The organism is Streptomyces sp. NBC_00631 (assembly GCF_045206895.1).
In the GTDB taxonomy this organism is placed as follows: domain Bacteria; phylum Actinomycetota; class Actinomycetes; order Streptomycetales; family Streptomycetaceae; genus Streptomyces.
In genome coordinates this window covers 4501438-4513916 of the sequence record NZ_CP107734.1, presented here as the reverse complement: position 1 = coordinate 4513916, position 12479 = coordinate 4501438, and the positions used below count along the sequence as shown (strand labels likewise).

13 protein-coding genes, 1 tRNA gene and 1 pseudogene are annotated in these 12479 nt (G+C 68.5%); 9 read left to right on the top strand and 6 right to left on the bottom strand.

All coding sequences use genetic code 11. The annotated features are described in order from the left end of the window. The first annotated feature begins 1 nt into the window (after position 1). A complete protein-coding gene (locus tag OHB00_RS20705; RefSeq protein ID WP_406445906.1) occupies positions 2-532 on the top strand; it encodes an AAA family ATPase in 531 nt (176 codons plus the stop codon). Between the two features lie 145 nt (positions 533-677). Further along, entirely contained in the window at positions 678-1850 is a 1173-nt protein-coding gene (locus OHB00_RS20700; RefSeq protein ID WP_406436377.1) for an SUKH-4 family immunity protein, read from the top strand. A 51-nt stretch (positions 1851-1901) separates the two neighbouring features. Here OHB00_RS20700 and OHB00_RS20695 read toward each other — a convergent pair whose 3' ends face one another. Then, the gene (locus OHB00_RS20695; protein ID WP_406436376.1) at positions 1902-2246 is read right to left on the bottom strand and encodes a hypothetical protein; all 345 of its coding nucleotides are present in this window, start codon (positions 2244-2246) and stop codon (positions 1902-1904) included. Between the two features lie 547 nt (positions 2247-2793). After that, positions 2794-3093: an endonuclease domain-containing protein gene (locus OHB00_RS20690; RefSeq protein ID WP_406445904.1), complete on the bottom strand. Its 300-nt coding sequence runs from the start codon at positions 3091-3093 to the stop codon at positions 2794-2796. A gap of 256 nt (positions 3094-3349) precedes the next feature. Here OHB00_RS20690 and OHB00_RS20685 point away from each other — a divergent pair, with 256 nt between their 5' ends. Both OHB00_RS20685 and OHB00_RS20680 read left to right on the top strand, forming a co-directional pair. Beyond that, positions 3350-3709, top strand: coding sequence for a hypothetical protein (locus OHB00_RS20685; RefSeq protein ID WP_206307252.1), 360 nt, complete (start codon positions 3350-3352; stop codon positions 3707-3709). 50 nt (positions 3710-3759) lie between these two features. Continuing rightward, entirely contained in the window at positions 3760-4530 is a 771-nt protein-coding gene (locus OHB00_RS20680; protein WP_406436375.1) for a transposase, read from the top strand. A 55-nt stretch (positions 4531-4585) separates the two neighbouring features. On the opposite strand, the gene OHB00_RS20675 is transcribed toward OHB00_RS20680, so the two are convergent. The 4 genes and pseudogenes from OHB00_RS20675 to OHB00_RS20660 form a co-directional block, all read right to left on the bottom strand. Then, a complete protein-coding gene (locus OHB00_RS20675) occupies positions 4586-5086 on the bottom strand; it encodes a hypothetical protein (protein WP_406436374.1) in 501 nt (166 codons plus the stop codon). 454 nt (positions 5087-5540) lie between these two features. Beyond that, a complete protein-coding gene (locus tag OHB00_RS20670; RefSeq protein ID WP_406436373.1) occupies positions 5541-5960 on the bottom strand; it encodes a DUF6294 family protein in 420 nt (139 codons plus the stop codon). A 219-nt stretch (positions 5961-6179) separates the two neighbouring features. Next, positions 6180-6858: pseudogene (locus OHB00_RS20665) on the bottom strand (IS5 family transposase). A gap of 399 nt (positions 6859-7257) precedes the next feature. Continuing rightward, positions 7258-7329: transfer RNA gene (locus OHB00_RS20660), tRNA-Cys, on the bottom strand. 205 nt (positions 7330-7534) lie between these two features. Between OHB00_RS20660 and OHB00_RS20655 the strand changes: the two genes are divergently transcribed. The 5 genes from OHB00_RS20655 (at position 7535) to OHB00_RS20635 (ending at position 12464) form a co-directional block, all read left to right on the top strand. Further along, complete coding sequence (locus tag OHB00_RS20655) at positions 7535-8971, top strand: MFS transporter (protein ID WP_406436372.1); 1437 nt, start codon at positions 7535-7537, stop codon at positions 8969-8971. Positions 8972-9012: 41 nt separating this feature from the next. Continuing rightward, the gene (locus OHB00_RS20650) at positions 9013-9213 is read left to right on the top strand and encodes a hypothetical protein (RefSeq protein ID WP_406436371.1); all 201 of its coding nucleotides are present in this window, start codon (positions 9013-9015) and stop codon (positions 9211-9213) included. Continuing rightward, positions 9210-9596, top strand: coding sequence for a type II toxin-antitoxin system death-on-curing family toxin (locus tag OHB00_RS20645; protein WP_406436370.1), 387 nt, complete (start codon positions 9210-9212; stop codon positions 9594-9596). The genes OHB00_RS20650 and OHB00_RS20645 overlap by 4 nt, the downstream gene beginning before the upstream one ends. 132 nt (positions 9597-9728) lie before the next feature. Continuing rightward, positions 9729-11534 carry a DEAD/DEAH box helicase gene (locus OHB00_RS20640; protein WP_406436369.1) on the top strand — a complete coding sequence of 602 codons (1806 nt, stop codon included), beginning with the start codon at positions 9729-9731 and terminating at the stop codon, positions 11532-11534. A gap of 288 nt (positions 11535-11822) precedes the next feature. After that, positions 11823-12464: an IclR family transcriptional regulator gene (locus OHB00_RS20635; protein ID WP_406436368.1), complete on the top strand. Its 642-nt coding sequence runs from the start codon at positions 11823-11825 to the stop codon at positions 12462-12464. The last annotated feature ends 15 nt before the right edge of the window (positions 12465-12479 follow it).

Here is a 12479-nt window from a genome sequence, read left to right as displayed (position 1 = left end):
CCTGTCGGGAGTCGTGGTCATCGCCGGGGTGATGGCGGCGGGCAAGTCGACCGTCGCGCAGGCGCTGGCCGAGCGCCTGCCCCGGGCGGCGCACGTCCGCGGTGACGCCTTCCGCCGCATGATCGTGTCGGGACGGGAGGAGTACACGCCCGGGGCCTCACCGGAGGCCACCGCCCAACTCCACCTCCGGTACCGGCTGTCGGCGGCCACCGCGGACGCGTACGCCGAGGCCGGTTTCACGGCGATCGTCCAGGACGTGCTGCTGGGCCCGGAGCTGACGTCGTACGTCCGACGCATCCGCACCCGCCCGCTGCATGTCGTGGTCCTCGCCCCGAGCCCCGAGACCGTCGCGGAACGGGAGGCCGGACGGTCCAAGACCGGGTACGGGCCCGAGTGGACCGTCGCCGATCTGGACGCGGAACTACGCCGGCACACCGAGCCGTTGGGTCTGTGGCTGGACACCTCGATGCTCACCGTGGAGCAGACGGTGGCAGCGATTCTCGCCGGGACGGAACGGACGAGGGTCGCCTGACGTCTCTTCTGCGGGGCGTTGTCAGTGCCGCGGCGTAGTGTTCTGGGCAGTGGGGGACACCCGTCCAACGGACTCTCCACCGGACTTTCCATCAGACTTCTCATACGACGTGAATTTTTTGAACTCTCTGATCGCGGGGGCGGCGATGAGCACGACCAGCACGACCGGCGGCGGTACGGCGGCGATCACGCTGACCGAGGCCGAACTGGAGCGGTACATCACACACGAGCCGACACGCGTCTGGCTCACCGGCGCCGCCGCACTGCCCGACAGCGGCGGCCTGCTGACGTTCGAGCCGCTGCGCACCATCGGCCTGCGCACCCTGGCGGACGTCACGGACGGCCCGGCCCGGCTCGCGGAGGAGCTCCGGGACCGCCTGGTGATAGGGGAGCTGCTGGCCCCGGCCGGCCTGGACACCGAGTCGATCCTCCTCGACGGCGGCACCGGCGAGATCAGCACGGCCTACCTGATCGACCCCACCGACCCGCGCCCGCTGGCGCCCTCGCTGGAGACGCTGCTGCGCTTCGCCGCGGTCACCGAGGAACTGACGGGCCTGCGCGGCCGTTTCGCCTCCCTCGCCGGGACCTACGGCACCAAGGCGGCGACCGAGGCCTCCCGCAAACTCCTGGAGCTCTTCGAGGAGGGCACGTCCGGCCGCGTCCCGCCGTACTGGAAGGCGACGGCCCTGATCCGCCCCCTCAGCCTGGTCGCGGGCCCCGGCACGGACTCGGGGCTCGCCGTCGACCTGCCGGTGCGCCTGCTGGACCAGGAGTTCGGGCAGGGCCGGGTGGCCCGCTTCGAGGAGGTCGACTTCCCGCCCACGCTGACCCACGAGCCGACCCGCCGTTTCCTGCGCGAGACCGGCCTTCCGGAGGACGCGGTCCTCTTCCACCTCGACCCGGACGCCCCGCTCCCCACCCTCTGGGAGTACTTCAGCGACATCCACCCCGGCGGCTTCCCCCTGGACGACCTCCCGCCCCACGCCGACCGGCTCATACGCCTCGGCCACCTGATCGAGGACAACAGCCTCGTGGTGGACGGCACCACGGGCGCGATCCTCAACTTCTCCGAGCCCGAGGCGACCCTCTACCCCCTCAACACGGACATCTCCACGCTCGCCTACACCCTCTGGCTCCTGCACCACGAGCGCACCATCGACGAGCACCTGAACCACGAACTCACCACCGAGGCCTACGACCAGCTCGCCGCGACCATGCTCCACACCCTGGCGGCCATCGACCCCACCCCCGTCACGACGGACGCCGACTGGCACTACTGGACGGAGCTTTTCCAGGACGAGGCGGGCGGGGTGCTGTAGCGGGGACGGACTCCGCAAGGGTGGGCGCGCCACCCTTGCGGGCGGTGAACGCTAGTCCTCACAGGCGCTTTCGTCGAAATTGGTGTTGTAGGCGCTGTCGTACGCCGAGTTGTACGAGCTCTTGTACTGGCTGAATTGCGAGTTGCTGTAACTGCCCTTCTTCGCCGAGGGGTTGTAGCTCGCCTTGTAGTCGCAGTTCTCGCCGTCCTTCTTGCCGGCCTTGTTCCCGTCCGTGGAGCCCTGTTTAGCGGGGCTCTTGGCATTGGGGACCTGCGGGGCGGACACTGCCGACGTCTGTGTGGTGTCGGCCACCGCCTGCGTCATCAGCGCCGGCGAGAACGCCAGTGCTGCGGCGACGGGGCTCACCACGACCGCGACGACTCGCTTCGCGCGCATGGCTGTCCTCTTTCTTCGAGATGGAAAGCGCACATGGTGCCTCGACCTGGTATCAGGACACGTTCCTGCGGAGGCGGTCGCGGTCCAGACGGCGGTATCCACACGCGATGCGCCTGCACCATGAGGGCCCGGGGACTCCGACTTGTGACGACCGATTTCCTGCGTGCGGGCTGTCCCAGCACTTGTGGCGTCGCTCATTCGACGGTAGCGAGCACCATGCAATGTGTCCACTTGGGCCCTGACGTCGGCATTTGACGCCTCAACTGCCTTTGGAGGCAGGGCGCCGACCTTTTTGGTCCGCCTGGTCACCCAGATAGAGGCCGTGGCGGGAATCGAACCCACGTAACTCGCTTTGCAGGTTTGTCGGTGCTGGTCAGGGCGTGATTCGAGGTTGTTCAGAGGCGTTCAATCCCGTGCGGCGGCACCGCTGGCGAGGCTGAGCGAACGGTCCTGAACGGCCGCGCACGGCTACGAACGAGACGGAAACTGAGACGGAGCTAGGACGGCTGACCTGGACGACGCCTCCAAGGAAGAGCGGTCAAGGGAGCTACGCGCTGCACTGCCTCCACGTGTCGGTGTGCCTGGGGCACAAGCGGTAGTAGCTGTCATCAAGATTGCGGCTGTGCGGTGCTCGGCCGTATTGGGGCCGCCATCCACGCCAGTGACGTGTATTGCAGCGATTGCACAGTGGTGCGCGTACAAAGCCGTGAGTGTGGCAGTGGTCCCACACGGTCGCGCGTGCGGTCATGCAGCTCGCGCACATGAACTGCGCGGCCGTCGGCCAGTTCTGCCGGCCGATGCGATCGACGCAGTAGCGTTCACCCGCCAGTTCGCCGGCATAGACCACGGCGTTCGCGTCGCTGCCTCTCGGTCCGTAGACGACGCCTGTACGGATGCACTCGCCAAGGTCGGCCACCACCGCGTCACCGACCCGCTCAAACCATCCTGCGGCGTCCTGTCCATGGTGCGCGCCTAAAGGCTGTCCCGTAACTGCTGGTTACGGACCTGGTCAGGGTGTGGAAACTGCGTAGCTGCTGAGTCCGCGGCGCCGGTATCGTCCAGTCTCCCGACCCGCCGTACCGGCGGTCTACGTTCAGAGAGCGATGCAGATGACCAGCCAGCAAGCAACGACGACCCTGTGGCGCCCCACCGGCCCCAAGGAGCTGGATCTGGTTCGGGAGCTGAACTGGCGTGCCTGGCCGCCCCGGCTGCCCGAGCAGCCGATCTTCTACCCGGTCCTCAACGAGGACTACGCGGTCAGGATCGCGCGGGACTGGAACGTGAAGCACGATGGCGCCGGGTTCGTCACTCGTTTTGAGGTCGAGTCGGAGTTCTTGAGCCGGTATCCCATCCAGCAGGCCGGCGGGCAGACGATCCTCGAGCTCTGGGTTCCGGCCGAGGAGCTGGACGACTTCAACGCCCACATTGTCGGCGAGATCCAGGTAGTCCACGAGTTCCGCTGAGGCGAGGGACCTTGCTCAGGGGCAGGCCGGCTCGATGCGATGATCTTGCCGTGTCTGGTGTGATCACGGCGTCAGAGCCGTCTTGGATAGCCCCGTTCACCGGACTGAGCCCACAGCAGTTCGGCAAGTTGGTCACCGCGCTACGGCGCGAAGGTGTGGCCCCGGCCTGCAAGGGCAGGCCGTGGAGCCTACCGCTGCAGGACCGGGTTCTGCTGGTCACCGTGTACTGGCGGACGAACCTGACGCTGCGGCAGCTCGCCCCCCTCTTCGGGGTGTCCAAGTCTGCTGCCGCCCGGATCATCGATCATCTCGGGCCATTACTCGCCCTTCGACAGCGCCAGCGGTTCCGCAAGGAGACAGTGCTGATAGTGGACGGCACCCTGATCCCCACCCGCGATCACACGATCGCCGAGCAGTCGAAGAACTATCGGTACTCCACCAACCACCAGGTCGTCATCGACGCTGACACCCGTCTCGTCGTCGCCGTGGGCAAGCCAGTACCCGGCAACCGCAACGACTGCAAGGCGTGGGACCTGTCCGGCGCTGCGGCCGTGGTCGGCCGCACCACGGTGATAGCCGACGGTGGCTACCGAGGCACCGGCCTGGTCATCCCGCACCGACGCGAACCAGGTCAGGGCGACCTTCCGGCCTGGAAAGAAGACCACAACGCCTCCCACCGCAAGGTCCGCGCGCGGGTCGAGCACACCTTCGCCCGCATGAAGACCTGGAAGATCTTGCGCGACTGCCGCCTCAAGGACGCCGGCGTCCACCACGCCATGCTCGGGATCGCTCGCCTGCACAACCTCACTCTCGCTGGGTGACCGGCAGGAAACAGCCAGGACAGCCAGTACGACAGAGACCCAGGAAGCAGGTTGGCTACGACTCCTCTCTCAGTCGCGCCCAGGTATGAGTGTCCAGGCTGTCATGGGGGCCCATGCGGGAGAGTTCGGCGCCGTCGCGTCCCAGGGCCACGATGACGGGACGGGCTCCACGGCTGCTCTGGGGCGACGTCCATACAGCAACGAGACGGCGCTGCTCGGGAATCTCGATCCGGCGGGCACCGATGAGGACCTGCCCCACGTCCTGCCCGAGGCGTACTTTGACGCAACTGATCCATGGGGCCGCGACGAGGGAGCGCGGAGGGTCAAGGCTGCGGGTGAGGCTGAGCACGCCCCCGCCATTGCGCACGTCGAGCACATCAACGTCGACAGGATCGTCTCCGGAGCCGCTGCCGCCCTCGACGTACCGCCACTGCTTGCCGAACCACTCCAGGAGCGCAATGTGCTCACGCATCCGCGATGACTTCGGACGCCACAGGATCCAGATCGCCCCGACACCGGCAGTGTCGTCGACATCGGCCGACAGCACGGTCAGCACGCGCCGCGGCACCCACCACGGTTGCGGCTCCTCTCCCGCCAGCGCCCGCTTCACCACACCCCGCAGAAAAGTCTCCCACCGCGGTCCCGCACACACGGCCTCTCCCCATGCCTGCATGCGCCTGCGATACCCGGCGCGCGAGGGCATCAAGCACGATGCTGAGGAGGCAACACCTCTCTGCCTCCAACCAAAAGATCATTACGGGACAGCCCTACCTGGCCTTTCTCGGACTTGCCGCAGCCATCTGCTGCTACAAGCGACTCGTTCGCCTCACCACGTAGGACACGGTCTTATGCGGACCACCTGGCGGCCACCAAGCTGCACGCTCCCGGCGGACAGCGCGAGGGGCGGCCGTCCCGAGCGGCTTCTCGGTACGCCCGCCCCACAACCCAGGGACTGCCCGCCAGCACCACCACAGTGCCCGGCCGTTGACGCTACGGCGTGACCCAAGCCGTCAGCAGTGATAAGTCATTGAGGCTCGGGCAATGCTCGGGAAGATGAACGACGGGAAGAAGAGCTGGTTTTCGCTATCCCACGTGATCACGGCGAAGGGAGGCGAAAGGCTCGGAGAGGAGATGCGCCCGAAACGCCAGAGCGACACTCCATGGTCATCGAAGAGCTCGAACGTTGCGAGCCATGAGTCATCTCCAGCCGTCGACATGACATCCCTCGTGAACCACGTCGCGTGTCCATCGGGAAACACGAGGAGGACGCCAGCAGCCAGCTTGCAGTGTCCGGCGAAGAATGGGCCGTTGAAGTCGAATTCGATCGGCGACCCGTGGCGATCTCCGAGATCTCGAATAGTCTCACTGAGTTCAATACCGTCCGCTGGGGCTGTGATCGGCTTGGTTTGTTCTTCCTGATGAGTGGCCATGGTCACCCTCCCAATGCATTGGGGTTGTGGTAGGCCGAGCTCAACGCTGGAATGGCTCCTCGCGTCGAGCCGCCACCTCCTATTGTCCTCTCCGTCCCCCCATATCGCATCTCGAGTCATTTCGCCGCTTAGGCCATCGCGTCGGCCGTTTCGGGCTGTCAATGCTGGCCGACGAGCACCCGAAGGGGGCGGCCGGCACTTGCAGTTTAAGACCGTGTCCTACGTGGTGAGGCGAACGAGTCGCTTGTAGCAGCAGATGGCTGCGGCAAGTCCGAGAAAGGCCAGGTAGTTGCGGGGATTTCGCTCGTAGCGGGGGCTGAGTCGGCGGTAGCCGGACAGCCACGACATGGTGCGCTCGATCACCCACCTGCGACGGCCCAACCGTTCGCTGGACTCGATACCCCTGCGCGCGATCCGGACCCCGATGCGTTTGCCACGTAACCATTTCCGCAGGTCGGCACGGTCGTAGGCTTTGTCTGCGTGCAGGCGCTGAGGCTTGAAGTACCGGCCCCGATGAGGGTCGTGTCTCGTTTGGTGACCCTCGAGCATCGGCTTCAGCCCTTCACTGTCGTGCGTGTTGCCGCCCGAGACACCGACGAGAAGGGGCAGTCCGTTCGCGTCCGACAGGACGTGCATCTTGGAACCCGGCTTGCCGCGGTCCACGGGGCTCGGACCTGTGTGTTCGCCCCTTTTTTAGCCCTGACGTGGGCGGTGTCGAGGACGACGCGGGTGACATCGATGAGGCCGACGTCGTCAAGTTGGTGCAGCACCGCCTCATGCAGGCGGCCCCAGACACCGGCTCTCGACCAGATCAGAAACCGCCGGTGGGCCGTCGACTTCGATATGCGATCTCCCACAAGCCGTCCGGAACAATCCAACTCCATGGACGCCGCCCCATGAACAGGCCAACGACGCCTCACCACGTAGGACACGGTCTTAGTCGTCGTATCGCCCTGGTGGCGTGTGCAGCTCTTGCAGATGACGTGATCCGTCTTGGATGTGAAGACGAACTCTTGCTCGGCCCTACAGCAGAGACACTCAGCAAAGAGAGGCCGGTGGAGCGGGTGGTTGTGCACGGGTCCTCCGTCACGGAGACGTTAGATCCTTTCGAGTCTGCCACCCGCCACTGACAACGCCGTGCGCTCGTGAGATCCACGTCGCTGACGGCCGCTGTGGCTCACTGTGTACCAGAGTGTGATCCCAGGGTGAGAAGTGAGACGGGAACTGAGACTGACGACCGCAAGGGCGGCACCCCACTTGGGGTGCCGCCCTTCACATTTCCTGGTCGGATGAGTAGAGGCCGTGGCGGGAATCGAACCCACGTAACTCGCTTTGCAGGCGAGTCCCTGAACCACTCGGGCACACGGCCGGGAACAACTTCTTCCTTCACGGTGGACGACCGTGTCGGTGATCTGAAGGTACGGGGGCGTGGGGGAGGGGCTCAAGAGGACGGGCGGGGCTGCAATGGGACTGCCATACGGCGTTCATGAACCGGGGGTGTACGACCAAGGTCGGAGACGGAGTGGGGCTTGCGACAGGGGTCAGAGTGGGGATTGGGGCTTACCGTGGTCAGCATGACCGCCCTTGAGCCGAGCGACGCCGTTGTCGCAGCTGAGACGCCCGACCGAGCCGATGAGGGCGGTGTGCTGGGGCGGCCGTACCGGGCGCTGAGTGTCGGGATCGTCTCCGTCGTGCTGCTCATCGCCTTCGAGGCGACCGCGGTCGGCACGGCGATGCCGGTGGCCGCCCGGGAGCTGGACGGCGTGTCGCTGTACGCGTTCGCGTTCTCCGGGTACTTCACGACCAGCCTGTTCGGGATGGTGCTGGCCGGGCAGTGGTCGGACCGCAAGGGGCCGCTCGGGGCGCTGACGACGGGGATCGGTGCCTTCGCCGCCGGACTGGTGGTGGCCGGGACCGCGCAGAGCATGTGGGTGTTCATCGCGGGGCGGGCCGTGCAGGGGCTCGGCGGCGGGCTGGTCATCGTCGCGCTGTACGTCGTCGTGGGGCGGGCCTACCCGGAGCGGTTGCGGCCCGCGATCATGGCCGCGTTCGCCGCGGGCTGGGTGGTGCCGTCCATCGTCGGGCCGCTGGCCGCGGGCTCGGTGACCGAGCAGCTGGGGTGGCGATGGGTGTTCCTCGGCATTCCGGTGCTCGTGGTCTTCCCGGTGGCGCTCGCCCTGCCTCAGATACGGCGCCGGGCCGGCGGGCCGGTGACGGAAGGGGGCCACGGGGCCTTCGACCGGCGGCGGATCAGGCTCGCCTTCGGTATCTCGCTCGGTGCGGGGCTGCTGCAGTACGCGGCTCAGGACCTGCGCTGGGTGTCGGTGGTACCCGGACTGCTCGGCGGTGCGCTGCTGGTGCCCGCCGTGCTCGGGCTGCTGCCCCCGGGTACGTGCCGGGCGGCACGCGGGCTGCCCTCCGTCGTGCTGCTGCGCGGGGTCGCGGCCGGTGCCTTCATCTCCGCCGAGTCCTTCGTGCCGTTGATGCTCGTGACTCAACGGGGGCTGTCTCCCACCCTCGCCGGGTTCTCGCTGGCGGCGGGCGGGGTCACCTGGGCGGTGGGCTCGTGGGTGCAGGCGCGGCCGCGGATGGAGCCGTACCGGGAGCGGTTGATGACCCTCGGCATGGTGCTGGTGGCGGCGGCGATCGCCACGGCGCCGACGGTGCTCTTCTCCGGCGTGCCGGTGTGGACCGTCGCCGTCGCCTGGAGCTTCGGCAGCTTCGGGATGGGCCTGGTGATCGCCTCGGCCAGCGTGCTGATGCTCCGGCTCTCCGCCCCGGAGGAGGCCGGCGCCAACTCCGCCGCCCTGCAGATCTCCGACGCCCTCTCGAACGTCGTCCTGCTCGCCGCGACCGGCGCGGCCTTCGCCTCCCTCGGCGGCGGCAGCATGACGGGGGCGTCCGGCTCCGCCTCCCATCCGGCCGCCTTCGCCGCCGTGTTCCTGCCGATGGCGGTGACGGCCCTCGCCGGGGCCTGGGTGACGAGACGGCTGCGGGACCGGGCCTCGTAAACCGGTCGTCGCCCGGTGGCCGCGCGCCCTACGCTCCGCGTATGCCCGAGCTGACCCTCTTTCCCGACCCGGCGACCCGCCAGGCCCTCGACGACCTCGCCGACGCGCAGGCGAGGCAGCCCGAGGAGGTGGCGCTGGACGCCCTGCACAGGTATCTGCGGGAGGAGGCGGCGGGAGTCAGGACCGTCGCAGAGCGGCTCGCCCTGGCACACGCCGAACTGCTGCGGAGGCTGGGCGAATGAGCCCGGACGGGACCCGCTTCCTCACCGTCGCCGAGGTCACCGCCATCGCCGAGGTCGCGTTCGGCGGACGCGCGCCTGAGACCCGGGAACCGGGGCTGCTCGCGTCGGCCGTGCACCGGCCGCGCGCCAGGATGTTCGGTACGGCGGCCTACCCGGACCGGTACCGGCAGGCCGCCGCGCTGCTGCACGCACTCGCCACCAACCACCCCCTGGTCGACGGCAACAAGCGCACCGCCTGGCTGGCCACGGCCACCTTTCTCGCCGTCAACGGCGTCGATCCGACCGACGTGGCCCAGGACACGGCGTACGACCTGGTCGTCGATGTGGCCTCCGGCGCGGAGAGCGACATCGGTGCCATCGCGCGGCGGCTTCGTGATCTGTGACGTGGGTCCCACCCGGGGACGAGGCGGCCTTGTCCGCGCGTTGACCGCCGCGGCGCGCCGGTAGGGTGGCCCGGTTGTCATACCCAGCCGCCCGACCCCCGTACGCCTCGCGACCCCCTTACTACGGAGACCGTGACTACCACCGCCGCTTCCCCGTCCTCCTCCAACTCCCATCACCTTTCGCCGGCCTTCCCGGGCCGGGCGCCCTGGGGTACCGCCAGCAAGCTGCGTGCCTGGCAACAGGGGGCCATGGAGAAGTACGTCCAGGAGCAGCCGCGTGACTTCCTGGCCGTGGCCACGCCCGGCGCCGGGAAGACGACGTTCGCGTTGACGCTCGCCTCCTGGCTGCTGCACCACCATGTGGTGCAGCAGGTCACCGTCGTCGCCCCCACCGAGCACCTGAAGAAGCAGTGGGCGGAGGCCGCGGCGCGGATAGGGATCAAGCTCGATCCCGAGTACAGCGCCGGACCGCTCAGCCGGGAGTACGACGGGGTCGCCGTGACGTACGCCGGTGTCGGGGTGCGGCCCATGCTGCACCGCAACCGCTCCGAGCAGCGCAAGACCCTCGTCATCCTGGACGAGATCCACCACGCCGGCGACTCCAAGTCCTGGGGCGAGGCCTGCCTGGAGGCGTTCGAGCCGGCGACCCGGCGGCTGGCCCTGACCGGTACGCCCTTCCGGTCCGACACCAACCCCATCCCCTTCGTGACGTACGAGGAGGGGCAGGACGGGATCCGGCGCTCGGCCGCCGACTACACGTACGGATACGGCAACGCGCTCGCCGACCATGTCGTGCGGCCCGTCATCTTCCTCTCCTACAGCGGCAACATGCGCTGGCGGACGAAGGCCGGTGACGAGATCGCCGCCCGGCTCGGCGAGCCGATGACCAAGGACGCCGTCAGCCAGGCCTGGCGTACGGCGCTCGATCCGCGCGGTGAGTGGATGCCGGCCGTGCTGCGCGCCGCCGACCAGCGGCTGACCGAGGTGCGCAAGGGCATCCCGGACGCGGGCGCCCTCGTCATCGCCTCCGACCAGGACTCCGCCCGCGCCTACGCCAAGCTGATCCGCGAGATCACGGGGTCCAAGGCGACCCTGGTCCTCTCCGACGACACCGGCGCGTCCAAGCGGATCGACGACTTCAGCGCGAGTGACGACCGGTGGATGGTCGCGGTGCGCATGGTGTCCGAGGGCGTCGACGTCCCCCGGCTGGCCGTCGGCGTCTACGCCACCACCATCTCCACACCCCTCTTCTTCGCCCAGGCCGTCGGCCGGTTCGTGCGCTCCCGGCGCCGCGGCGAGACCGCGTCCGTGTTCCTGCCGACCGTCCCCGATCTGCTGACCTTCGCCAACGAGATGGAGGTCGAGCGCGACCACGCCCTCGACAAGCCCAAGAAGGACGGCGAGGAGGACCCGTACGCCGAGTCCGAGAAGGAGATGGAGGAGGCGAACAAGGAGCAGGACGAGGACACCGGAGAGCAGGAGCAGTTCGCCTTCGAGGCGCTGGAGTCCGAGGCCGTCTTCGACCGGGTGCTCTACGACGGCGCCGAGTTCGGCATGCAGGCCCACCCGGGGAGCGAGGAGGAGCAGGACTACCTCGGCATTCCGGGGCTCCTCGAACCCGACCAGGTGCAGCTGCTGTTGCAGAAGCGGCAGGCCCGGCAGATAGCGCACAGCCGCAAGAAACCGGACACCGAGGCCGACCTGCTTGAACTGCCCGCGGAACGGCGGCCCGTCGTCTCCCACAAGGAGATGATGGAGCTGCGCAAGCAGCTGAACACGATGGTCAGCGCGTATGTCCACCAGAGCGGGAAGCCGCACGGGGTGATCCACACCGAGCTGCGCAGGGTGTGCGGGGGGCCGCCGAGCGCGGAGGCCACGGCGGGGCAGCTGCGGCAGCGGATCGCCAAGGTGCAGGAGTGGGCCACCCGGATGCGGTAGTCGGTCGGAAGCGCTGTGTACATACCGGTGTAATCCGCAGTAGTCCATACCGATGCCTGACCGGATTCTGGACGGAGACTTCCGCTCAGCGAACCCCCTTCGCTACTGTCCGGCTACGCACACGCCCCGTGGCAGCGCCGCCGCGGAGCGCAGCCGTGAAGCGACTGGGCCCGGAGCCGCCGGGCCGTCCTGCCGATCGGCGGCCTCTGAAGCGCGTCGCTGACGGGACTCGGCGACGCATCCGCCGCGACGGAGGCTGCCGACCTCACCACCTAAGGAGTGGGCGTCGTGACCGCGGAGACCTCTCAGACGCTCGACCGGGGACTGCGCGTCCTCAAACTGCTGGCCGACACGGACCACGGGCTGACCGTCACCGAGCTATCCAACAAACTGGGCGTCAACCGGACCGTGGTGTACCGGTTGCTGGCCACGCTAGAGCAGCATGCGCTGGTACGGCGTGACCTGGGCGGGCGAGCCCGGGTCGGGCTGGGGGTGCTGCGCCTTGGCCGGCAGGTCCATCCCCTCGTACGGGAAGCGGCCCTGCCGGCGCTTCGTTCGCTCGCCGAGGACATCGGGGCGACGGCGCATCTGACGCTGGTCGACGGAACCGAGGCGCTCGCCGTCGCGGTCGTCGAGCCGACCTGGACCGACTACCACGTGGCCTACCGGGCCGGGTTCCGGCACCCGCTGGACCGCGGGGCCGCCGGCAGGGCGATCCTCGCCGCACGGCACGCGCCACGGGACGACCCCGGGTACACGCTGACCCACGGCGAACTGGAGGCCGGGGCGAGCGGGGCCGCGGCGCCGCTGCTCGGGGTCACCGGTGTCGAGGGCAGCGTCGGGGTGGTGATGCTGGCCGACGCCGTGCCGGAACGGGTCGGGGCACGGGTGATGGACGCGGCCCGGGAGGTCGCGGAGGCGTTGCGTTGAGCGGGGTCGGGGCGA